This is a genomic window from Ruegeria sp. BE3 (genome assembly GCF_056538865.1).
On the sequence record NZ_JBQFTW010000009.1, the window covers coordinates 30,292 to 51,166 of the forward strand.

The 20,875-nt window shown below is 58.5% G+C and carries 21 protein-coding genes; 15 read left to right on the plus strand and 6 right to left on the minus strand.

The genetic code is table 11. From position 1 onward, the window contains the following. Positions 1-46: 46 nt before the first annotated feature. Complete coding sequence (locus tag ACR0AZ_RS17310; RefSeq protein WP_480471618.1) at positions 47-229, plus strand: DUF1674 domain-containing protein; 183 nt, start codon at positions 47-49, stop codon at positions 227-229. On the opposite strand, the gene ACR0AZ_RS17315 is transcribed toward ACR0AZ_RS17310, so the two are convergent. After that, a complete protein-coding gene (locus tag ACR0AZ_RS17315) occupies positions 230-1,090 on the minus strand; it encodes a LysR family transcriptional regulator (protein WP_480471617.1) in 861 nt (286 codons plus the stop codon). A 98-nt stretch (positions 1,091-1,188) separates the two neighbouring features. Here ACR0AZ_RS17315 and tmpA point away from each other — a divergent pair, with 98 nt between their 5' ends. The 4 genes from tmpA (at position 1,189) to ACR0AZ_RS17335 (ending at position 4,530) form a co-directional block, all read left to right on the plus strand. Beyond that, the gene (gene tmpA / locus ACR0AZ_RS17320) at positions 1,189-2,325 is read left to right on the plus strand and encodes a 2-trimethylaminoethylphosphonate dioxygenase (protein WP_480667959.1); all 1,137 of its coding nucleotides are present in this window, start codon (positions 1,189-1,191) and stop codon (positions 2,323-2,325) included. Next, a complete protein-coding gene (tmpB, locus tag ACR0AZ_RS17325) occupies positions 2,322-2,912 on the plus strand; it encodes a (R)-1-hydroxy-2-trimethylaminoethylphosphonate oxygenase (RefSeq protein WP_480667960.1) in 591 nt (196 codons plus the stop codon). The genes tmpA and tmpB overlap by 4 nt, the downstream gene beginning before the upstream one ends. After that, positions 2,909-3,577, plus strand: coding sequence for an ureidoglycolate lyase (locus ACR0AZ_RS17330; protein ID WP_480667961.1), 669 nt, complete (start codon positions 2,909-2,911; stop codon positions 3,575-3,577). The genes tmpB and ACR0AZ_RS17330 overlap by 4 nt, the downstream gene beginning before the upstream one ends. 92 nt (positions 3,578-3,669) lie before the next feature. Next, complete coding sequence (locus ACR0AZ_RS17335) at positions 3,670-4,530, plus strand: hypothetical protein (RefSeq protein WP_480667962.1); 861 nt, start codon at positions 3,670-3,672, stop codon at positions 4,528-4,530. Here the strand turns inward: ACR0AZ_RS17335 and ACR0AZ_RS17340 are convergent. Both ACR0AZ_RS17340 and dapB read right to left on the minus strand, forming a co-directional pair. Then, positions 4,527-5,210, minus strand: a complete 684-nt coding sequence (locus ACR0AZ_RS17340) for a DUF2306 domain-containing protein (RefSeq protein WP_480667963.1) — start codon at positions 5,208-5,210, stop codon at positions 4,527-4,529. The two genes, ACR0AZ_RS17335 and ACR0AZ_RS17340, sit on opposite strands and share 4 nt — an antisense overlap. A 39-nt stretch (positions 5,211-5,249) precedes the next feature. Then, a complete protein-coding gene (gene dapB / locus ACR0AZ_RS17345; RefSeq protein ID WP_480471611.1) occupies positions 5,250-6,059 on the minus strand; it encodes a 4-hydroxy-tetrahydrodipicolinate reductase in 810 nt (269 codons plus the stop codon). 91 nt (positions 6,060-6,150) lie between these two features. On the opposite strand from dapB, the gene rbfA reads away from it, so the two are divergent. The 6 genes from rbfA to rpsO all read left to right on the plus strand — a co-directional run bounded on the left by rbfA (position 6,151) and on the right by rpsO (position 10,295). Next, on the plus strand, positions 6,151-6,546 hold the full coding sequence (gene rbfA, locus ACR0AZ_RS17350; RefSeq protein ID WP_480471610.1) for a 30S ribosome-binding factor RbfA: 396 nt from the start codon (positions 6,151-6,153) through the stop codon (positions 6,544-6,546). Continuing rightward, positions 6,543-7,280, plus strand: a complete 738-nt coding sequence (locus ACR0AZ_RS17355) for a phosphodiester glycosidase family protein (protein ID WP_480659908.1) — start codon at positions 6,543-6,545, stop codon at positions 7,278-7,280. Before rbfA ends, ACR0AZ_RS17355 begins: the two co-directional genes overlap by 4 nt. A 60-nt stretch (positions 7,281-7,340) precedes the next feature. Continuing rightward, a complete protein-coding gene (truB, locus tag ACR0AZ_RS17360; RefSeq protein WP_480659909.1) occupies positions 7,341-8,246 on the plus strand; it encodes a tRNA pseudouridine(55) synthase TruB in 906 nt (301 codons plus the stop codon). A 21-nt stretch (positions 8,247-8,267) separates the two neighbouring features. Beyond that, a complete protein-coding gene (locus ACR0AZ_RS17365) occupies positions 8,268-8,771 on the plus strand; it encodes a DUF1643 domain-containing protein (RefSeq protein ID WP_480659910.1) in 504 nt (167 codons plus the stop codon). A 94-nt stretch (positions 8,772-8,865) separates the two neighbouring features. Continuing rightward, a complete protein-coding gene (locus ACR0AZ_RS17370; RefSeq protein WP_480667964.1) occupies positions 8,866-9,882 on the plus strand; it encodes a calcium-binding protein in 1,017 nt (338 codons plus the stop codon). A gap of 143 nt (positions 9,883-10,025) precedes the next feature. Then, positions 10,026-10,295: a 30S ribosomal protein S15 gene (gene rpsO / locus ACR0AZ_RS17375; protein ID WP_008757925.1), complete on the plus strand. Its 270-nt coding sequence runs from the start codon at positions 10,026-10,028 to the stop codon at positions 10,293-10,295. 357 nt (positions 10,296-10,652) lie between these two features. Here the strand turns inward: rpsO and ACR0AZ_RS17380 are convergent, their stop codons facing one another. Continuing rightward, positions 10,653-11,948, minus strand: a complete 1,296-nt coding sequence (locus tag ACR0AZ_RS17380) for a hypothetical protein (RefSeq protein ID WP_480472871.1) — start codon at positions 11,946-11,948, stop codon at positions 10,653-10,655. A gap of 546 nt (positions 11,949-12,494) precedes the next feature. Here ACR0AZ_RS17380 and ACR0AZ_RS17385 point away from each other — a divergent pair. Next, entirely contained in the window at positions 12,495-12,869 is a 375-nt protein-coding gene (locus tag ACR0AZ_RS17385; RefSeq protein ID WP_480471962.1) for a hypothetical protein, read from the plus strand. A gap of 403 nt (positions 12,870-13,272) precedes the next feature. Here ACR0AZ_RS17385 and ACR0AZ_RS17390 read toward each other — a convergent pair whose 3' ends face one another. Continuing rightward, positions 13,273-14,874: a BCCT family transporter gene (locus ACR0AZ_RS17390; RefSeq protein ID WP_480471602.1), complete on the minus strand. Its 1,602-nt coding sequence runs from the start codon at positions 14,872-14,874 to the stop codon at positions 13,273-13,275. A 426-nt stretch (positions 14,875-15,300) separates the two neighbouring features. Between ACR0AZ_RS17390 and pnp the strand changes: the two genes are divergently transcribed. Both pnp and ACR0AZ_RS17400 read left to right on the plus strand, forming a co-directional pair. After that, positions 15,301-17,448: a polyribonucleotide nucleotidyltransferase gene (pnp, locus tag ACR0AZ_RS17395; RefSeq protein ID WP_480667965.1), complete on the plus strand. Its 2,148-nt coding sequence runs from the start codon at positions 15,301-15,303 to the stop codon at positions 17,446-17,448. Positions 17,449-17,588: 140 nt separating this feature from the next. After that, complete coding sequence (locus ACR0AZ_RS17400; RefSeq protein WP_480471600.1) at positions 17,589-18,428, plus strand: isocitrate lyase/PEP mutase family protein; 840 nt, start codon at positions 17,589-17,591, stop codon at positions 18,426-18,428. Positions 18,429-18,520: 92 nt separating this feature from the next. On the opposite strand, the gene ACR0AZ_RS17405 is transcribed toward ACR0AZ_RS17400, so the two are convergent. Beyond that, positions 18,521-19,171 (minus strand): peroxiredoxin, encoded by a 651-nt coding sequence (locus ACR0AZ_RS17405; protein ID WP_480471599.1) that lies wholly within the window; start codon positions 19,169-19,171, stop codon positions 18,521-18,523. 209 nt (positions 19,172-19,380) lie between these two features. Here ACR0AZ_RS17405 and ACR0AZ_RS17410 point away from each other — a divergent pair, with 209 nt between their 5' ends. Beyond that, complete coding sequence (locus ACR0AZ_RS17410; protein ID WP_480667966.1) at positions 19,381-20,820, plus strand: aldehyde dehydrogenase family protein; 1,440 nt, start codon at positions 19,381-19,383, stop codon at positions 20,818-20,820. Positions 20,821-20,875 lie beyond the last annotated feature (55 nt).

Here is a 20,875-nt window from a genome sequence, read left to right on the forward strand (position 1 = left end):
GGACGAGGGCGTATATCAAGGCGCTGAACGGAAAGGAACCCGATGCATGAGTGACGAGCGCAAAGACCTGCCCCCTGCCGCACAGCGCGCCCTCGCCGAGGCTGAGGAACGTCGCAAGAAGGCTTTGGCCGACGCCAAGGATCAGCCCAAGGAACTGGGCGGGCGCGACGGCCCCGACCCTGCTCGCTATGGTGATTGGGAGAAGAAGGGCATCGCCATCGACTTCTGATCAGGCCGCGCCCCGCAGCGCTTGCAGAAAGTCGTCTATTAGCGCCCGCTGCCGTTTCGACCGCACCCGATCCTCGGGCCATGTCAGCCAGTATCCATCTTTTGTCTGCAGCTCGGGCAGTTCAAGCCTGCACAATCGACCGGTCTGCAAACTGCCCTCCGCCAGGGGTACCGAGCCCAGAACGATCCCCATCCCCTGCCGCGCCGCCGTGATCGCGTGACCAACGGAATCGAAACTCAGTCGCCCCGTCGGCAAATCCTCGACCCCGGCAACGCGCGCCCAGTCCTGCCAGCCGGGGCGTTCTCCACGCAGATCAATCAGCGGCGCGCCCCAATCGACCCCCGGTGTCGCCATCGGGGCCAGCACCTCGGGCGCGATCAGTTTGGACTTGCGCCCGGACCAAACTCCTCGACCATATCGGATCTGCAGCCATGTCCGCTCCTCATCCAGAGATGAGCGGCGGGCCATGGAGTCCGTCATCACCCGTACCTTGGGCCGAAGTTCTAAAAAAGCAGGTAAGGCAGGCAAAACCAACGCGTGAATATGCGACGACAATCCAGCGACCCTCAACTCGCGCGGGGATTTGCCGAACAGATCCTCGGTATTGCGTTCCAGCGCCTGCAGGCTGTCCTGCACCAGCGGCAAATAGCTCTCGCCTTCAATGGTCAGCGACACGCCGCGCGCCTCACGCACAAACAACGACCGGCCCAGCCATGCCTCGAGGTTGCCGATTCTCTGGCTGACAGCCGCCTGCGTCAGACCAAACTCGCGTGCGGCCGCGGAAAAGCCGCCCAATCGTCCTGCGGCTTCGAATACGCGCAACCAGTCCAGTGGGGGTAATCCGATCTTTTTCTTAGCCATAAGATTTTCCAAGCCTCAGTGGCAATAAGGTTTAATTGTGGTAATGCCACGAAGCGCGTATCTCCTCAAGCAAAGCCCGCGCTGAACAGGAGATCCCCATGCTGCGCACCGCCACCCATGATGCCTCGGTCGTGACCGTCACTTTCGATACAGGCGCACAGGCCCGCTTCCATACCATTTGGCTACGCGACAACGCGCTAGACCCCGAAACCCGCGCCCCGGGAAACGGCCAGCGCCTGATCACTATCGGTGACATCCCCGCTGACATCTCGGTCAGCACCGCTGAGGTCCTCAATGGCGATTTGAATGTCACTTTCCAGCCCGAAAACAAGACCGTGACCTTCCCTGCCGATTGGCTGGCCGATCACGTCTATGATTCCGATCAGTCTCAGGAAACCCGTCGCACTGCCCCGGGTATCACCACTTGGGAACGCGGTATCGACGCGCCCAGCGCCGATTGGGCCGAAGTTCACATCAACCCCGCGACCAAGCGCAACTGGCTGGCCGCAGTGGCCGAGTTCGGCTTCGCCAAACTGACAGGCGGCCCAACCGAGCCCGAGTCGCTACTGAAAGTGGCCGATCTGTTCGGCTATGTTCGCGAGACCAATTACGGCCCCTATTTTGAGGTACGGACTGAGGTGAACCCTACCAACCTCGCCTATACCGGGCTGGGTCTGCAGGCCCACACCGACAACCCCTATCGCGATCCGGTGCCGACGCTGCAAATCCTCTATTGCCTGGAAAACAGCGCCGAGGGTGGGGATTCCATCGTGGTCGACGGTTTCCGTGCTGCCGAAAAGCTGCGTGAACAAAACTCCGAAGGTTTCGCCCTTCTGGCGGGTTATCCGGCACGATTTGAGTACAAAGGTTCGGACGGGGTCTGCCTGCGTGCGCGCCGCCCGATGATTGAGCTATCGCCGGATGGCGAGCTGGTTGGCATCAGATTCAATAACCGTTCCTCGGCGCCTTTCGTAGACATCCCGTTCGACAAGATGGAAGCCTATTACGCCGCCTATCGCCAGTTGGGCGAGATTATCGACGACCCGGCCATGGGCGTGTCGTTCAAGCTGGAGCCGGGCGAAAGTTTCATCGTCGACAACACCCGCGTGCTGCACGCGCGTCTGGGCTACTCCGGCGCGGGCTCGCGTTGGTTGCAGGGGTGTTACGCCGACAAGGACGGGTTGCTGTCTACGCTCGCGGCGATGGAAATGGCGCAACCGGAGGCGGCAGAATGAAACCCGATTTCTCGACCCTGAACCGCGACAACATCGTCGCGTTCATTGGTGACATCTTCGAGCGTCGCGGCGGCGAGGAGTATCTGGGTGAACCCGTCACCATGGCAGAACACATGCTGCAAGGGGCGACTATTGCCGAACAGAACGGCATGCCCGAGGAAATCATCGTCGGTGCCTTGCTGCATGACATCGGCCATTTCACATCGGAATTCGGCACTTACCATCCCGACGACACAGAGGATCGCCATCATGAGGACGCGGGTGCCGAGGTGCTGGAGCAGTTCTTCCCCTCGGTCATCACCGATTGCTGTCGCTATCACGTGGCAGCCAAGCGCTATCTCTGCGCCACGAAGCCTGAGTATTTCAACCGCCTGTCGACCGCATCGGTCCATACGCTGGAACTGCAGGGCGGTCCGATGAATGCCGAGGAAGTCGCCGTGTTCGAGGCCAATCCGAACCTGAAAGAGATCGTTCAGGTCCGCTATCTCGACGAGGCAGGCAAGCGCGCCGATATGGAAACCCCGGACTTTGCCCATTTCGCCCCGATGGTGCAGCGTATGGTCGATAAGCACATGGAGGTCGCATGAACGCCCCCGAATACATTTTCGAGGCCAGCACCAAGCCCTCGCTGCCCTGGCATGAGGTGCCGCTGATCCGCGCCACCGATGCCTCCGTCAAAGGTTATGGCTGTCTGGTCGACGACCCCGAAGGCTTCGAGATCGAGATCACCCGCTGGCCGCAGCAAGGCTGGCGGCCCATCGACGAAGGCACCGGTGACGAAGGCGGTTGGGTCGAGGGCACCTTTCGCGGTGAATGGAAGGGCGATGTGCTTTACGGAGAGAACGAAGCGGTCAATGGCCACTATGTTCTGGGTTGGTCGACCGACCCACAGCAAGCGCAGACCGCTCGGCAAACAGCGCCGCGCGATCAGGTGCTCTTGTGGCATATGAACTATCACCCGGATGGGGGTCAGATGTTCTGGCCGCTGGACAACAAGCCCTTCATCATCCCCGCCGCCCTGCCTGGTGACAACCTGACACCGGAAAAGGTCGTGGCCTTCTGGTGCGACGGCTCGCGTGGACTCTATATCCATCCCGGCATCTGGCATGAGGGGATATTTCCGGTTGAAGACAACCAGCGGTTCCTCGACCGTCAGGGCGCAGTTCACGCCCGAGTCAGCGCCGATATCGGCAAAGAATTCGGCGTCTACCTCGCCTGCCCATTGAGTGCAGCCAAGATCAGAGATCTCTGAGGATGCGCCCTTCGGGGCGTGTTTCAGAATCCCTTAACGTTTGCCCCAAACTTCTGCGATACTCTCCTTTTGCGTGTGCAAGGGAGGCGCAGATGAGACTGAACCGACGGAAAATTGTACAGCTGGGAACCGCAGCCTCGATGAGTGCGGCGCTTCCCCGGTTTGCCGCTGGCGCAGCCGGTCAGAATGAGGCGTTCGAGGCGCAGTTCGCCGACACGTTGAATCGCCTGCGCGCGGGTTTTGGCGCGCTTGGTTTTAAGGAGATGGAACCGCTATCGATTGCCACCGGAAATCCGAGCTACAACGGCGGCCTGCGGCATGATTTCGATCAATCCGCCCTGCCGACTAATGCTTTCATCATTCAACCTCTGGCCCGCGTCGGTGATATCGACGAGAAAACCCGCCCCGATGTGCTGCCCCTGTTTCACGAGGTCGGATGCCACCCGGACGGCACGGTCACGGGTCGCGATACCACCCAGCTGATGCTACGTCTGCTGACCGATACATTTGGCCTCGAACCATCCCGCATCGCGTTTGTCAGCGTCCCGCAGGCCAATGATATGCGCCCCGTTTTGGACGCTTTGGACCTGCCCTTTGACCAAAAGGTGCTATTGCGGGATGAGGCTGAGGCATTGGCCGCCCGCGATGCCTCGGGCTATTTCTTTCCCGACCCGTTCGGTGAGGATTACTTGGTCACGATGGGCGTCTATTACCGCATCGGCGACGGGGATGAGCTTGCACCTGCAGCCTATCCCCCATCAGCCATCTGGACAGAGATCGGAGAGATCATCATCGGCGGGGAAGCCGCGCCTTTGGGAGTCTCGATCGGCGCCGAACGGCTGACCTATGCGCTGACGGGACTGTTCCCCACATGGGATGAGCGGCTCAGCTCTTTGTTCGCGCAGGTTGAACAGGACGGAGCGGAGCCGCCCGGACTTGCTGCTTTCCGCTAAGCGTCCGTCGTCAGTGCGCTTTGGTGCGCATCGCGTTTTCGCGCGATCCAGACCTGCACGGCGATCAGGTATGGAACAAAGAACGCAAAGTTTTGCAAAAGGTCGAACGGGCCCGAGAAATCAGGCTCGGATCCCAGGCCACCGGTCAGCAGATACCAAACAGTATAATGCGCACGGTAGAGCCAGGAGCCCAGCGCCAGCCAGAACAACCGCAGACCCCAGGCCCAATGGCCCGCACGATTTCCAGCCAATGCGTTGTGCGCCACCATCAGGGCTGCGGTGAACAGGCAGAGGCCATAGAGGAAGAAGGCGGCGGACATAACCGGCCCACCAATTGTCCCGCGCAGGGGGATATAGGTCATCCCCGCCATGCCGGTGATCAGTGCAAGAGTCACCAGCAGTTTTCCTAGCAGGCGATGGAAACCGGTGAACCTGAGCCGAACACTTTTCAGCAACTGCAATGGAACCAGTATCACCAACAGCGTACCTGCAAAGATGTGCAGCATCATGGCCGCGTTGCCGACGCTCTGCCCATTTGCAAACAAGTAGCTCTGCTGAGGGGCATTTTCGGACAAGCCAATGCCGATCATACCAAAACCATGCACAACAAACGGCAACAGTGTCAGACAGAACACCGTCAGCATCAGGCCGGCTGCCAGTTTCGCCTTTAAGGAGCGCATGCCGAAAGTCTAGCGCCGACGGGCGATCCGTCCATGGGTTCAGAGCCCGAGCACATCCACCATATCGTACTGACCCGGGGCCTTGCCCTGCCCCCAAAGCGCCGCCTTCAGCGCGCCGCGGGCAAAGATCGCGCGATCAGTGGCCAGATGGCGCAGAACGATGCGCTCTCCGGGGGCAGCGAACAGGACGTCGTGCTCACCCACGATGTCGCCGCCGCGAATGGCGTGGAAACCGATTTGACCACGTTGCCGTGCCCCGGTGATACCGTCGCGGCCCCGGTCAGCCACGTCCGCCAGCTTGACACCACGCCCTTCGGCGGCGGCCTCTCCCAACATCAGCGCAGTGCCCGAGGGCGCATCGACCTTGTGGTGGTGGTGGCCTTCGATGACTTCGATATCGAAATCCTCGTCCAGCGCTGCGGCAACTTTCTTGGTCAGCTGTACCAGCAGGTTGACCCCGAGGCTCATATTTCCGGCCCGAACGATCACCGCATGGCGCGCGGCTGGTTCCAGCGCCGCGATCTGCTCATCACTCATGCCGGTGGTGCCAATGATATGCACACAGCGCGCTTGCGCGGCCAGCGCGGCAAATTCCAAAGTCGCCTCGGGCGCGGTGAAGTCGATCACCGCCTGTGCCTGCGCGAAGGCCTCCAGCGGATCGTCGGTGACGGTGACGCCCAACGCTTGGCCGCCCATTGCAGTACCCACGTCTTGACCAACCCAGTCGTGGCCTGTGCGTTCTACCACGCCAACCAGACGCGCCTGATCGCTGTCGGTCACGGTCTTGATCAGCATCTGCCCCATACGGCCCGAAGCCCCTGTGATGACGATCCCCGGAATATGGGTCATTGCGCTGGTCCTTTTCGCTAAGTCGGCTCAAAGCCTCCTACCCCGTTCGCGCCCGCTTGGCAAAGCCCTGCTTTGCGCTTAGATCGGGGGAATGGCAAAGAACAAATTCCACGATGGCCCCGGCCCGTCCCAACGACAGCTGCGCGTCGGCGAACTGATCCGCCGCACCCTGTCCGAGGTTCTGGCGCGCGGAGATGTCCACGACCCCGACCTGAACCGCATGTCGATCACCGTGGGAGAGGTCCGTACCTCGCCCGATCTGAAGATCGCCACCGCCTATGTGCTGCCCCTGGGCGGCAAAGGGCAGGAAGACGTGATCGACCTGCTGGCTCGCAACAAGGGCGAGCTGCGGCGCGTAGTCGGCAAGAAGCTGAACCTGAAATTCTCGCCCGACCTGCGGTTCCGTCTGGATGACACGTTCGACCGTCTGGACGACACCCGCCGCATGTTCGAACAGGACGCGGTGCGCCGCGATCTGGACGAGTGATCCGCACGCTTGTCACATTGGGCGCTGTCCTTTGGGCTGCGCAAGCTTCTGCAGTCACCTGCGAGAAGCTGACCCATGAAGATAAGCGCTACACGGTCTGCGAGGTGGACGCGTCCGCGGCGGACCTACGCCTGTTTCTGAACGATGAGAACGACGAAGTGCTCGGCCATTTCTCTGCGGTGAACGAGGTTCTAGAGCCTCAGGGCAAACGGCTGGCTTTCGCGATGAATGCGGGCATGTACCATGACGACCGTTCGCCCGTCGGCCATTACGTCGAAGACGGTCAGGAGCAGATGCGGGTGATCTCAAATGCCGGACCTGGCAATTTCGGATTGCTGCCTAATGGCGTGTTCTGCATCCGTGAAGGCCGCGCCGATGTGTTCGAGACATTGGACTTCGTTGATCAGGCGCCCGAGTGCCGCTTTGCCACCCAATCCGGTCCCATGCTGGTGATCGACGGAGAATTGCACCCGCGCTTTCTGCCCGATTCAACCTCGCGCTACATCCGCAACGGGGTGGGAACCAGTGCCGATGGCACCCGCGCGGTGTTCGCGATCTCAGACGACTACGTAACCTTCCACGAGTTTGGCGGGCTGTTCCGCGACGTGCTGAATACGCCGAATGCGCTGTTCCTCGATGGCAACATTTCCCGCATGTATGAGCGCGCCAGCAACCGGTCGGATATCGGGTTCTCGTTGGGACCCATCGTGGGTGTGGTCGAAGACGCACCCTGAAATTGACAGCGCCTGAGTGATCCGCTAGGTCGCGCGCCTTAGCAAGATTCAAGGTGCAGAATGGGACGCAAACGCAAGGGCCGCGACATTTCCGGTTGGCTGGTGGTGGACAAGCCCGCGGGCATGACCTCGACCGCGGTGGTCAACAAGGTGCGTTGGGCGATGGACGCCAAAAAAGCGGGCCATGCGGGTACGCTGGACCCCGAGGCAACCGGCGTTCTGGCCGTAGCTTTGGGTGAGGCGACCAAGACCGTTCCTTATATCACCGACGCTTTGAAAGCTTACACCTTCACCGTGCGGCTGGGTCAGGCAACCAACACCGACGATGCCGAGGGCGAAGTGATTGCGGCAAGCGATGCGCGCCCGTCGGATGATGACATCAAGGCGGCACTGGCTCCGTTCCTGGGCGACATCATGCAGGTTCCGCCCAAGTTCTCAGCCGTTAAAATCGACGGCCAGCGCGCCTACAAACTGGCCCGCGATGGCGAGGCTGTGGAACTGACCGCCCGCCCCTTGTGGGTCGAAGAACTGGTTCTGGTCGACCGCCCCGACGAGGACCATGTAGTGCTGGAGATGACCTGTGGCAAAGGCGGTTACGTCCGCTCGATTGCGCGTGATCTAGGTGATGCGTTGGGGTGCCACGGCCACGTGAAGGTACTCCGCCGCATCTGGTCCGGTCCGTTCGAGGCCGAGGATGGTTTGAGCATCGAACAGATCGACGAGATGGCCAAGACCACCGCGTTGGACCAATATCTGCACCCGTTGGAAACCGGTCTTGCCGACCTGCCCGAACTAAAATGCACCCCCGAGGGCGCCACCCGTCTGCGCAATGGCAATCCGGGCATGGTGCTGGCTTCAGACGTGGAATACGGTGACGAAGCCTGGGCCTCGCTGGATGGCAAGGCGGTGGCCGTGGGCATCTACAAATCTGGTGAGCTACACCCAAGCCGGGTGTTCGTCGCCTAAACTCCGTGCTAGGCGAAGGGCATGATCACCCGAACGCACACCAAGGGCGATGCGCCCTCGACCGCCATTTACTCCGATTGCGAGAAGTATCGCTATAGCCTCACCCGCGTGTGGGATCCCAAAGGCCGCAAGGCGCTGTTTGTGATGCTGAACCCGTCGACGGCGACCGAGGTACAGAATGACCCAACGGTCGAACGTTGCGAACGCCGCGCGCGGGCACTGGGGTTCGGGGCGTTTCAGGTCACAAACATTTTCGCCTGGCGCGACACCGATCCGCGCAAGATGCGCGCCGCCGCCGATCCGGTGGGCCCCGAAAATGACGCAGCCATTCTGGATGGCGTGGAATGGGCTGATCAGGTCATCGCCGGATGGGGCACGCATGGCGCACATCTGGACCGGGGTCCGGCGGTTGAGGCACTGTTGCGCGGTACCGGGCAGCCTCTGTTCCATCTGGGGCTTTCCAAGGCCGGGCACCCGAAACACCCGCTCTATATCGCCTACACCCAGCAGCCCGAGCCGTGGTGACAAAGGGTTAACCACGCCCCCAACTTGGCTTTGACCAAGCGCCTGAGAACATGAGACATTTTACACTCGAAGCAGCATGCTTGCGGAGGGTATCATGTTTCTCATCGGATTGTTCGGGCTGGCCGCAATGGGTGGTGCGGCATATGCTATGGGAGATCTCCTCGCCCCAGAAGAAGAGGATGAAGACGACCGCATCGAAGAAACGGTCGAGGAAGACGTACCCGAGGGTAATCTCTTGGATCCCGACGAAAGCATCGACGAACCGGCAGACCCCGAAGAGGTTGGCACGGGCGAAATCATCTCGGAACATGAAGGCGATCTGATCATTGCCGGAGACGAGGGCACGGATGCCCTGACCGGGAGAGACGGCGATGATCAGATCAACGGATATGGCGGTGACGATCAGATCGACGGTGGAGCCGGGGATGATGTCCTGCATGGTGGCGCGGGCGAAGATGTTCTGATGGGCAACGCCGGGAATGATGTTTTGCACGGCGAAGCGGGAGCGGATGTCTTGCTTGGGGAGTCTGGCAACGACATTTTGTACGGCCATTTCGGCGCGGACAATCTGCAAGGTGGCGAGGGTGATGATGCCCTCTATGGCGGTCAGGATGACGATACGCTTGAGGGCGGCAAGGGCGACGACGCACTGCAAGGCGGCAAGGGCGCAGATTATCTGGCTGGTGGCACAGGCGAAGACGCTCTGTTCGGGGGAGATGGGGATGACGTTCTAACCGGCGACGACGGCCTGGACGACGACACACGCGACTTCCTGAATGGCGGGGCGGGCGATGATATCCTGATCGCGCATGATGGCGATGTGGTGACGGGCGGCAGCGGCAGCGACAGCGTTGTGGTTCATGCGGCACCCGAGCAGGACGGCGTGACAATTATGGATTTTGAGGTGGGTCAAGATAAGCTGCTGGTCACTTGGGACAGCGCTGATGAGCCGGAAATCGGGATTGAAAAAGATAGCGAAAACAACGACCTGATTCATGTAAACATCAACGGGGAAACGATCGCTCAGCTCTATGGTGCAGAAGGGTTTTCAGCCGAAGACATTCAGCTGGTGACAGAAGAGTATCTGGCGCAGCTGACCGCAACCGGTTAACCTATCAGAATCCCTTTGCCATTCGCAGCAAAAGCGCCTATACGCGCCCATCCGCATCGGAATCGGTGCGGTTTTCTCCATGGGCCTGTGCTGGACGACATCCCGGCCTGCGCCATCAACTCTAACCTTTAAAGGAGACCCCGATGTCGATTACTGCCGCTGAAAAAGCACGCGTCATGAAAGAATTCGCAACCAAGGACGGCGACACCGGTTCGCCTGAAGTCCAGGTTGCCATCCTGACCTCGCGCATCACCACCCTGACCGAGCACTTCAAGACCCACAAGAAAGACAACCACGGTCGTCGCGGTCTGCTGAAGATGGTTGCCCAGCGCCGTAAGCTGCTGGACTACCTGAAGGGCAAAGAAGAAGCGCGCTACCAGGACCTGATCAAAAAGCTGGGCATCCGCCGCTAAGCGCGTTTTGTCCGAGTTGTACACGATCTGAAGATCGTTTCTTCCAATTTGTACATCTCTTACGCCCGCCATTTTGGCGGGCGTTTTTCTTCCGGATGGGGCCACACAGCTGCCGTTCGCTGCTCTTGCAATATTAAGCCCTACCGAGGTCAGCTTTGCGCAGGAAGCGGACTTTGCAAATTCCGAGCAGCAGCCCGATGCTACCTTTAGTTCAAAGAAAGGTGATTTTGCGACGAACCTAACGATCCCACATATTTCGCTGGAAATCACAAATACCAGAAATCAAAAGAGGTATCCTGCAAGGCAATCACGAAAACGCCAGAACCCGTTATTGCCTGCAAGTCGGGCTTTTTCACATCACAGCTCAGGTACTATTGTCTCTACTTGCGTTTCGGCATCGTTCTGGATTTTCTGAAGCTCGTCGAGCCAATTATCTTCGTGAAATGCGAGCGTTGCTTCGAAATGGGCATCCAAGACGCCAAATGCTTGGTAAATTGCAATAAAAGCCTTGTCTTTGTCCGAACGGTTCTGTTCCCGAATGCCAAAAAAAGCATCTGTGGCGCAGTTAGATGGAATTGGAAGACTAACCTTATTTGCAAAAACCACATCGACTGCATCAAAGCGGAAAGAAATCATGCAACCGTCTTTGATGTTTGGTTCACGATGCAAATTCGCGATCAGTTTCTGATCGATTAACGTGGCATCTGAGCGATAGCTTGAAGCACCCCATCTGCCCTCGCGAGAACCTCCAAATACTTGAGCGCCGCGGTTCGGATCGGCACCCATAAAAAACTCACTATAGGCGACGTCGCCTAAATCGCCGCGCCCCGCGTAAGTCCCTTTTTCAAAGGAGCCGTATTTTTCGTTCATGGCCGCGTAGACAGCATCCAGAGAGTTCTTATCAACAGAGAGTTGCCGAAAAACTGCAAACACTCGATTATCCAAAAAGCCAACAGAAATTCTCTCATCGCCAGGGTTGGCCTCATCCAAAACGAACTGCATTCCTTCTATTCGAGGGTTGTTTTCTAGGGCATCTCGCATCGAACCTTGTTGTATCAAGTCCAGGTTGGTGGTTGGTAAAGTGTAAGATTGACCATCAGGTCTGGTTGAGAACCAGCTAAGATTTGAGAGGATGAATGCCCCGTTAGCAGGGTAATTTTTGTCGGCGGGGCTCTCGCTATAGCCGCGCTCGTTGATCAATATTTGTATGACATCCTCTTTACTCATACCGACTTCAAGTCCCAATACGTCGAGGTTTGCGGGGCTTTTTGCTTCTGACGTAACAGAAAGTGGCAATATCCGCTCGGCAGAAAACTCCGCAGATTTGTTGCCCGCGGAAACATCTATCGACGCGACACTGTCCGCTAGTTCGACATTCATCAAAAAAGATTCAGGACAGCTTTGGGGGTCAGGTACAGACACCCAATTTTTACTGGCTTCCGATTTCCGTAATAAACCGTTGCACCGAAGTACTTTGTGAACCAGCCGAAAACGGCCTGCATTTTCGCCAATTGCCAATTCAATAAAGCCTTCAGGCTTAGCGTTGGGACCGACACTACCCGCATAGAACCCACCGTTTTGTTCCTGCGCCTGTGCGCCTTGCCCCAACAAGAAGGTAAACGACACCGCTGTTGCAGCTACAATATGCTTCATGATTCTATCCCATTTTACTCAGGTACATAGTCGAACTCGAAACCGGCTCTAAATTTACGAACGGCGCAATCTTCACATTTGAGACGCGTCAAAAATTTTCACATCTGTGCATGTTGTTTAGCAGATCACTCGAAATGTTTCTTGTTGGCAACCCCTTACGCGTCGGTACACTATGCGTTGACGGATGCTTCCGGTGTCGTGCAATGGCGATGCAGGTTGCTGCAACATCGCTCAGCCTGGACGGCTGGCATTCGGTCCAAAGCCGGTCTATGACAGTCCGGAAAGCTGTTTTGAGATTGCGCGATGTAGCAAAAACGGAAAGGCTAGGGAATTTTCCGGGCTCTGGCGTGTCCCAAACTTGCCGCAGATGGGCTTCAGTTCTTCGCACGCTGGTCCCCCGCGACAGTCTATACAGGCCCTGCGCAGAATTGGATGACACCAAGATGATCGTGTTCACATGAAGAAGACGAAAAGTTTTTTCGGGGCGGCCTCTTTGGATGTGGGCCGTTCCATTTTCAGCCGAAACCAACTTAAAAGGGGCTATTCATGATACCCGCAAACTGGAAAACACTTACTGCTATTGCGCTATCCGTGCCAACGGCTTCTCACGCCCAAGAAATACGGAACGGTAATTACAGCGGAGCCACGCAGGCCAGCACGACCGTGGTCGTGAACATCAACAACAAGCGGGGAGACATCACAATTCTCGCCAATGGCTGCCTTGGCTTCGTGGAGGGCATTCTGGCGCGCAATGACAAGGGACAGCTCTTTCTGGTCGATGACCTCTATGACGAGTCGCAGTGCGCGGTTGCCCTCATTCCTCAGAGTGCGACGAGCTTTCAGACACAGGAAGGGCCAGAATGCAGTTACCACCACGGGGCTGCTTGTGACTTCAATGCTCTTGTTCAGTTGCAACAATAGTAGGAATGCGAGATGCGATGGATTCTTAGAGCAAATCGATTACAAGACGTTCTGAACATCACGCCTCTACCATTTTCTAACCAGTTAATAAGACTGATCCCAACACTGCTGCCCGCCAAACCAGATGTTGACACTGCTGCCTAGAAATGTGGATTTGCCGGCTTAATCGGGTCCATTAATGAGCTATTGCACCATTCAAGAGCAAAGATGCGGAAAGCAGTAAAGCCCGCAATCCGCACTTGCAGAGTCTCGTATTGAAAGTCCGCTTCGGGCTGAGACCTGCCGAATGCCTCTGCGGCAACTTAGCGGTACGGCAAAGGCTGCTCAGGGCTCATAACATCCCGCAACCCGCACAAAAAACGCCCGCCAAAGGGCGGGCGTTTTGGTTTGGCAACGTCAAGATTTACATCTTGGCTTTCTCGGATTTCAGCGCCAGCCACAGGCAGTAGCACATCATCAGAACCACCAGCGTGAACGGGATGCCGGTCGAGACCGCGGCACCTTGCAGGGCCGAGAGACCTCCGCCCAGCAGCAAGGCGATGGCCACCAACCCTTCGAGCGTGCACCAGAACACGCGCTGGATCACCGGCGCGTCCATCTTGCCGCCTGCGGTGATCGTGTCGATCACCAGAGACCCTGAGTCAGACGAGGTGACAAAGAACACCACGATCAGGATCAACGCGATGGGGGCGATGATGCCATAAAGCGGAAGCTCCTTGAGGAAGCCGAACAGTGCGCCTTCGGGGGCGTAGCTGTCGATCACCGTGGCGCGGACACCTTCGGCTCCGCCTGCGTTCAGCATGTCGATGGCGGCACCACCGAAGGTCGACATCCACAGGGCACAGACCGCTGTGGGCGCCAGCAGCGCGCAGATGACAAACTCACGCACCGTGCGACCCTTGGAGATGCGGGCAATGAACATGCCCACGAAAGGCGACCAAGCAATCCACCACGCCCAGTAGAAGGTCGTCCAGCCGTGGAAATAGCTGGTGTCTTCGCGTCCGAACGGGTTCGAAAGTGCAGGAAGGTGGAACACGTAATCGACCATCACGTTGAAATACCGCGCGATGGCGGTCCCGATACCGGTGACGGCGATGACAAATATGAACAGGCCCACGGCCATGATCATGTTGATCTCACTCAGTCGTTTGACGCCCGCATCCATGCCCATCAGAACCGAGCCAAGCGCAATCGCGGTGATGCCGATAATCAGCAGGACCACCACCGTTGGGCTGGGTTCGATGCCAAAGACCTCATACAGCCCCGCCGCGACCTGCTGCGCGCCCAGACCCAGTGATGTGGTCAGGCCAAAGAGCGTGGCAAACACCGCCAGCGTGTCAATCATGTGACCCCACCAGCCCCAGACGCGCTCACCCAGGATCGGGTAGAATGCGGACCGCAGGGTCAATGGCAGGCCGAGGTTGTAGCTGAAGATCGCGAGGCTCAGACCAACGGCGGCGTAAACCGCCCAGCCTTCCAGACCCCAGTGGTGGATCGTGCCCACGATACCGGCATATTCATTGCCGGGCACCGCGATATCGATGCCCAATGGGGCGGCGTTACCGCCTTCGGCAAAATTGTAATAGACCGGCTCCATCACGCCAAAGAACAGCAGCCCGATACCGATGCCAGCCGCGAACATCATCGCGATCCAGCCCGCGTAGGAATAGTCAGGCTTGGCGTCCTTGCCGCCGATCCGCACCTTGCCCACCGGCAGGATGATCAGCACCAGACAGAACAGGGTAATCGCATCGACCGACAGCACGAGGAACCAGTCAAACGTGCTGGTCAGCCATGGTCTGAGCCAACCGAAAAAGGTAGCTGCGGCCTCTTGGTTGGCCAATGCGATCAGGACGAACGCAAAGATCAATATACTGGAAATCAGGAAAACCGGATTGTGGATATCGAGCCCGAACGGGCGCACATTATCCTGCCCCAGTTCATACTCGGTTTCGAAGTCGTAGATCCGTGGATCGGGATCCAGCATTTTCTTGGTTTGAGCCATACTTCGCCCCTCTGTTCGCAAGCTGCAAACGCCAAGGTAGTCGGCCGGGTGACGGTTATGAGTGTATTGCCCCCTTGGCGCGTTTCCGTCTGTTCGACCGCGGGTTCAGTGGTAACAGCCTACACTGCAATCAGTTTTTATCAAAACGCATTTATATTCTTAAAGTTGTAGGGCCAAAAATGGTGATGTTCTGTTGTCACCGAAACAGCGTTGTACAGGGTTCCCAAAAAACGAGTCTGCGCAAGTCTGCCAATCCCTTCAGTTCCCCTTTCCTTTCAACGCGATCTCATGTATGCGCGCGGTATCTGAGACGTTGTGCCCTGACCCCGGCACTCGAACGGAAGATAAATGGGGTCGGCGGCAATGGGGCCGCCATGCAAACCGGAGACCCGCAGGGGCGGGAGTGCTCCGTTCTAGGATACGCATATGTTTGATGTAACAAAGAAATCGATTCAGTGGGGCGAAGAGACGCTGACACTGGAAACCGGCAAGGTTGCCCGTCAGGCGGACGGCAGCGTGATTGCCACGCTGGGCGAAACCAGCGTCATGGCAAACGTGACCTTTGCCCGTGCTCAAAAGCCCGGTCAGGATTTTTTCCCGCTGACCGTGCACTATCAAGAGAAATACTATGCCGCCGGTAAGGTTCCGGGTGGCTTCTTCAAGCGCGAGGCGCGCCCGACCGAGAAAGAGACGCTGACCGCGCGTCTGATCGACCGCCCGATCCGTCCGCTGTTCGTTGACGGCTTCAAAAACGAAGTTCTGGTGATGTGCACCGTGCTGAGCCACGATCTGGTCAACGATCCCGACATCGTTGCGATGATCGCGGCCTCAGCCGCTCTGACCATTTCCGGCGCGCCGTTCATGGGTCCGATCGCCGGTGCCCGCGTTGGTTTCGAGGATGGCGAATACGTTCTGAACCCGACCGTCGACGACATGCAGGACCTGCGCCTGAACCCCGAACAGCGTCTGGACTTGGTTGTTGCCGGTACCAAAGACGCCGTGATGATGGTGGAATCGGAAGCGTACGAACTGTCCGAGGCGGAAATGCTGGGCGCGGTGAACTTTGCGCATGAGCAGATTCAGCCGGTCATCGACCTGATCATCTCGCTGGCCGAAGAAGCCGCGAAAGAGCCGTTCGAATTCGTTGCCCCCGACTACTCGGAGCTGTCTGCCGCTGTTTCAGCTGCCGGTGAAGAGCAGATGCGCGCCGCGTTCGCGATCACCGACAAGCAGGAGCGCACCGCCGCTGTTGCCGCTGCGCGTGAAGCGATCAAGGAAGCACTGACCGAAGAGCAGCTGGAAGACGGCAACCTCGGTTCCGCGATGAAAAAGCTGGAAGCCGGCATTCTGCGCGGTGACGTCGTCAAAGGCGGCAAGCGTATCGACGGTCGTTCGACCACCGATATCCGTTCGATCGTTGCAGAAACCTCGATGCTGCCCCGTACACACGGTTCCGCCCTGTTCACCCGTGGTGAAACACAGGCGCTGGCCGTGACCACGCTGGGCACTGGCGACGATGAGCAGTTCATCGACGCGCTGCACGGCAACTTCAAATCGAACTTCCTGCTGCACTACAACTTCCCGCCCTACTCGGTTGGTGAAGTTGGCCGCGTTGGTGGCCCGGGCCGTCGTGAGATCGGCCACGGCAAGCTGGCATGGCGCGCCCTGCAGGCGGTTCTGCCTGCGGCGACCGACTTCCCCTACACGATCCGCATCGTGTCCGAGATCACGGAATCCAATGGCTCGTCCTCGATGGCGTCGGTCTGTGGCGGTTCGCTGTCGATGATGGATGCGGGTGTTCCGCTCAAAGCACCGGTTGCCGGTGTGGCCATGGGTCTGATCCTGGAAGATGACGGAGAATACGCCATCCTGTCGGACATTCTGGGTGACGAAGACCACCTTGGCGACATGGACTTCAAAGTGGCTGGTACCGAAAACGGCATCACCTCGCTGCAGATGGACATCAAGGTTGCGGGCATCACGCCCGAGATCATGGAGAAAGCCCTGGCGCAAGCCAAGGACGGCCGGATGCACATCCTGGGCGAGATGGGCAAAGCTCTGTCCGAGACCAACGAATTCTCGGTCCACGCCCCCCGCATCGAGACCATGAACATCCCCACCGACAAGATCCGTGAAGTGATCGGCTCGGGTGGTAAGGTCATCCGCGAGATCGTCGAAGTTTCGGGTGCCAAGGTCGACATCAATGACGACGGCGTCATCAAGATCGCCTCGCCCGACGGTGAATCGATCAAGAAGGCCTATGAAATGATCCACTCGATCGTTGCTGAGCCGGAAGAAGGCCAGATCTACACCGGTAAAGTGGTCAAGATCGTCGACTTCGGTGCCTTCGTGAACTTCTTTGGCAAGCGCGACGGTCTGGTGCACGTGTCCCAGATCGAAAACCGCCGCCTGAACCATCCGTCGGATGTTCTGAAGGAAGGTCAGGAAGTGAAGGTCAAGCTGCTGGGCTTTGACGACCGCGGCAAGGTGCGCCTGTCGATGAAAGTGGTCGATCAGGAAACCGGCGAAGAGGTCGTTCCCGAGAAGAAAGAAAAGAAAGAAGACGCAGAGTAATCTGCCCTCGCTTTCCAGAAACGAAAGACCCCGGTTCAGGCCGGGGTCTTTTTTTATGCTGTGGCCGGAGCACAACTGTTCACTTTATGTTCCTTTTCGCTATGCTGACCCTATCTTCTTCTACACGCGGGGTCACAGCTATGAACCGAAGCGAGAAATACCAGCATTTCAAGGCGCTGCATGAACGAGACACCGCCTTTGTCATGCCTAACCCATGGGATGCCGGGTCGGCCCGGCTGCTGACAAGCCTTGGATTCGAAGCATTGGCCACCACCAGCGCGGGTTACGCTTTCTCGAAAGGCAAGCGTGATTCCTTCGCAGGCCTGAGCAGGCAGGAGATTCTGATCAATGCCACCGAAATCACTGCGGCGACCGAGTTGCCGGTATCGGCAGACCTCGAAGATGGGTTTGGCGCAACCTCCGACATCTGCGCCGAGACGGTCGTAAAGGCCTGCGCCGCCGGCCTTGTCGGCGGATCGATCGAAGATGCCACGGGCGACCCCGGCACCCCCATCTATGAGTTCGCACAGGCCATCGATCGTATCCGCGCTGCGGCAGAGGCGGCATCGGGGCAAGATTTCCTGCTGACCGCCCGCGCCGAGAATTTCATCTGCGGCAACCCCGATCTCACCGATACAATCCGCCGCCTACAGGCATTTTCCGAGGCCGGAGCAGATGTGCTCTACGCCCCGGGCCTGCCCGATATCGAAGCGATCCGAACGGTCTGCCGCGAAGTGGACAAACCCGTGAATGTGGTGATGGGATTGAGCGGCCCGGGATACAGCGTCGCTGAACTGGCCGATGCCGGTGTGAAACGCATCAGCGTCGGCGGGTCCTTCGCGCGCGCTGCATTCGGGGCGCTGATGCGCGCTGCGCAAGAAGTCCGCCTTTCGGGAACCTTCGACTACGCGCGGGACGCAATGCCCGGCGAAGCCATAAGCCAGCTCATGTCGCAGACCAAAACCACAAACAGATCCTAGTCCCCAGCTTCATCTGGCCAGAAATATCCTCGGGGGGAATCGCGCCCTCAGGCGCGATGGGGGGCAGACAGCCCCCCTGACCAGCCTTCAACTCAGCCCGGCGCTTTGGTCTTGCGCAGATACGGAAAGATCGTCTCGAACTCGCCGAACTTCTCTTTGGCTTCTTCGTTGGAAACCGCAGGCGGGATGATTACGTCTTCACCCGGAACCCAGTTCGCAGGCGTCGCAACACCCTTAGCCGACATCTGCAACCCGTCCAGCGCGCGCAAGATTTCGGCAAAGTTGCGGCCCACGGTCATCGGATAGGTCATCGACAGTTTCAACTGCTTGTCCGGCCCGATGATAAAGACCGAGCGCACAGTGGCACTGTCAGCAGGAGTGCGACCATCGGGCAGGTAGGCTTCGGCGGGCAGCATGTCGAAGGCTTTGGATACCGCGAGCCCGTCATCGGCGATGATCGGAAAACCGGGATTGGCCTTGCCATACTCTTCGATGTCTTTCTTCCACTTCTTGTGGTCTTCGACACCATCAACCGATACGCCGATCACCTTGGTATTGCGGGCCGTCCATTCGTCGTTCAGCTGCGCAACGGCAGAAAATTCGGTGGTGCAGACAGGGGTGAAATCCTTGGGATGCGAGAACAGGATCGCCCAGTTGTCGCCGATCCAGTCGTGGAACTGAATGGTTCCCTGATCCGTTTCTGCCGTGAAATTCGGGACCGTATCATTGATGCGTAAACCCATGGGGCGTCTCCTCTGTTTGTGTTTATCGACTCGGTTGCTGTCAACTTAATCACTTTGCCGCCGGGTTAAACCTTTCATTCCTGACCCAGCGTCATTTCAGCCGGTGCCGCAAATCTATAAAGCTTTCTACTTGCCCCGGGAAACATGCAGTGACAAAGTGCTAATAACCGACCAAGCGGTCGATTTCTTTTATTGCGGAGGCACGCTCAATGATCGAAAAACGTGATTTCTATATCAATGGCCAGTGGACTGCACCGGCCGAGCCCAACGATTTTCAGGTTATCGACCCTTCGACGGAAGAACCCTGCGCGGTGATCTCGCTGGGCGGTACCGCCGATACGGATGCCGCCGTTGCCGCAGCCAAGGCCGCCCTGCCCGGCTGGATGGCAACTCCGGTTGAAGAACGCATCGCGCTGGTCGAGAAGCTGGTCGAGGTCTACAGCACCCGTACCGAGGATCTGGCGCAGGCCATGTCACATGAAATGGGCGCGCCCATCGATATGTCGCGCACGCAGCAGGTCGGGGCCGGGAACTGGCATCTGAAGAACTTCATCCGCGCGGCCAAGGCGTTCCCCTTCGAGCGTCCGCTGGGCGATCACGCGCCAAACGACCGGATCATCTATGAAGCCGTCGGCGTGGCCGCCCTGATCACGCCGTGGAACTGGCCGATGAACCAGATCACGCTCAAGGTCGGTGCGGCGGCGATTGCCGGGTGTACGATGGTGCTGAAACCGTCGGAACAAAGCCCGCTGAACGCAATGATCTTTGCCGAGATGATGGATGAGGCCGGATTCCCGGCTGGTGTGTTCAACCTTGTGAACGGCGACGGCGTTGGCGTGGGATCACGGCTTTCGGGTCACCCGGATGTCGATATGGTCAGCTTCACCGGCTCAACCCGCGCAGGCACGGCGATTTCGAAAAATGCCGCGGACACGCTGAAGAAAGTGCATCTTGAGCTGGGTGGCAAAGGTGCCAATGTGGTCTTTGCGGATGCGGATGAGAAGGCCGTGAAGCGTGGTGTTCTGCACATGATGAACAACACCGGTCAAAGCTGTAACGCGCCAAGCCGTATGCTGGTGCAGCGCCCGATCTATGACCAAGCGGTTGAGACCGCTGCCGAGGTGGCCAACAAGGTCGCGGTTGGCCCGGCCACAGAGGAAGGCCGTCATATTGGCCCCGTTGTGAATGAGGTACAATGGACCAAGATCCAGGACCTGATCCAGAAGGGCATCGATGAGGGCGCGCGGCTGGTTGCAGGTGGCACTGGTCGCCCTGAAGGTCTGAACAAGGGCTACTATGTGCGGCCCACGGTCTTTGCCGATGCCAACAACCAGATGACCATCGCGCGCGAGGAGATCTTTGGCCCGGTTCTGACCATGATCCCGTTCGATACCGAGGAAGAAGCTGTCGAGATCGCCAATGACACGCCTTACGGGCTGACCAACTATGTCCAGACGCAGGATGGCGACCGCGCCAACCGTATGGCGCGGGCGTTGCGCTCGGGCATGGTTGAGATGAACGGGCAATCGCGCAGCGCAGGCTCACCCTTTGGCGGCATGAAGCAGTCCGGAAACGGGCGCGAAGGTGGTGTTTTCGGGCTGGAAGACTTCCTTGAGGTCAAGGCCGTCGGCGGCTGGGCGGCAGAGTAGTCGCGGCCCGTTGTGATCCAATTGTGAGGCACCCAAGGGTGCCTCGCTCTGTTTC

Excerpts from the sequence above, each read along its gene's own strand:
- rpsO (WP_008757925.1), top strand. The coding sequence starts at position 10,026 with ATGTCGATTACTGCCGCTGAAAAAGCACGCGTCATGAAAGAATTCGCA.
- truB (WP_480659909.1), top strand. The coding sequence starts at position 7,341 with ATGGGACGCAAACGCAAGGGCCGCGACATTTCCGGTTGGCTGGTGGTG.
- ACR0AZ_RS17410 (WP_480667966.1), top strand. The coding sequence starts at position 19,381 with ATGATCGAAAAACGTGATTTCTATATCAATGGCCAGTGGACTGCACCG.
- dapB (WP_480471611.1), bottom strand. The coding sequence starts at position 6,059 with ATGACCCATATTCCGGGGATCGTCATCACAGGGGCTTCGGGCCGTATG.
- ACR0AZ_RS17310 (WP_480471618.1), top strand. The coding sequence starts at position 47 with ATGAGTGACGAGCGCAAAGACCTGCCCCCTGCCGCACAGCGCGCCCTC.
- ACR0AZ_RS17385 (WP_480471962.1), top strand. The coding sequence starts at position 12,495 with ATGATACCCGCAAACTGGAAAACACTTACTGCTATTGCGCTATCCGTG.
- tmpA (WP_480667959.1), top strand. The coding sequence starts at position 1,189 with ATGCTGCGCACCGCCACCCATGATGCCTCGGTCGTGACCGTCACTTTC.
- ACR0AZ_RS17405 (WP_480471599.1), bottom strand. The coding sequence starts at position 19,171 with ATGGGTTTACGCATCAATGATACGGTCCCGAATTTCACGGCAGAAACG.
- ACR0AZ_RS17365 (WP_480659910.1), top strand. The coding sequence starts at position 8,268 with ATGATCACCCGAACGCACACCAAGGGCGATGCGCCCTCGACCGCCATT.
- ACR0AZ_RS17330 (WP_480667961.1), top strand. The coding sequence starts at position 2,909 with ATGAACGCCCCCGAATACATTTTCGAGGCCAGCACCAAGCCCTCGCTG.
- rbfA (WP_480471610.1), top strand. The coding sequence starts at position 6,151 with ATGGCAAAGAACAAATTCCACGATGGCCCCGGCCCGTCCCAACGACAG.
- pnp (WP_480667965.1), top strand. The coding sequence starts at position 15,301 with ATGTTTGATGTAACAAAGAAATCGATTCAGTGGGGCGAAGAGACGCTG.
- ACR0AZ_RS17340 (WP_480667963.1), bottom strand. The coding sequence starts at position 5,210 with ATGCGCTCCTTAAAGGCGAAACTGGCAGCCGGCCTGATGCTGACGGTG.
- ACR0AZ_RS17380 (WP_480472871.1), bottom strand. The coding sequence starts at position 11,948 with ATGAAGCATATTGTAGCTGCAACAGCGGTGTCGTTTACCTTCTTGTTG.
- ACR0AZ_RS17370 (WP_480667964.1), top strand. The coding sequence starts at position 8,866 with ATGTTTCTCATCGGATTGTTCGGGCTGGCCGCAATGGGTGGTGCGGCA.
- ACR0AZ_RS17400 (WP_480471600.1), top strand. The coding sequence starts at position 17,589 with ATGAACCGAAGCGAGAAATACCAGCATTTCAAGGCGCTGCATGAACGA.
- ACR0AZ_RS17390 (WP_480471602.1), bottom strand. The coding sequence starts at position 14,874 with ATGGCTCAAACCAAGAAAATGCTGGATCCCGATCCACGGATCTACGAC.
- tmpB (WP_480667960.1), top strand. The coding sequence starts at position 2,322 with ATGAAACCCGATTTCTCGACCCTGAACCGCGACAACATCGTCGCGTTC.
- ACR0AZ_RS17315 (WP_480471617.1), bottom strand. The coding sequence starts at position 1,090 with ATGGCTAAGAAAAAGATCGGATTACCCCCACTGGACTGGTTGCGCGTA.
- ACR0AZ_RS17335 (WP_480667962.1), top strand. The coding sequence starts at position 3,670 with ATGAGACTGAACCGACGGAAAATTGTACAGCTGGGAACCGCAGCCTCG.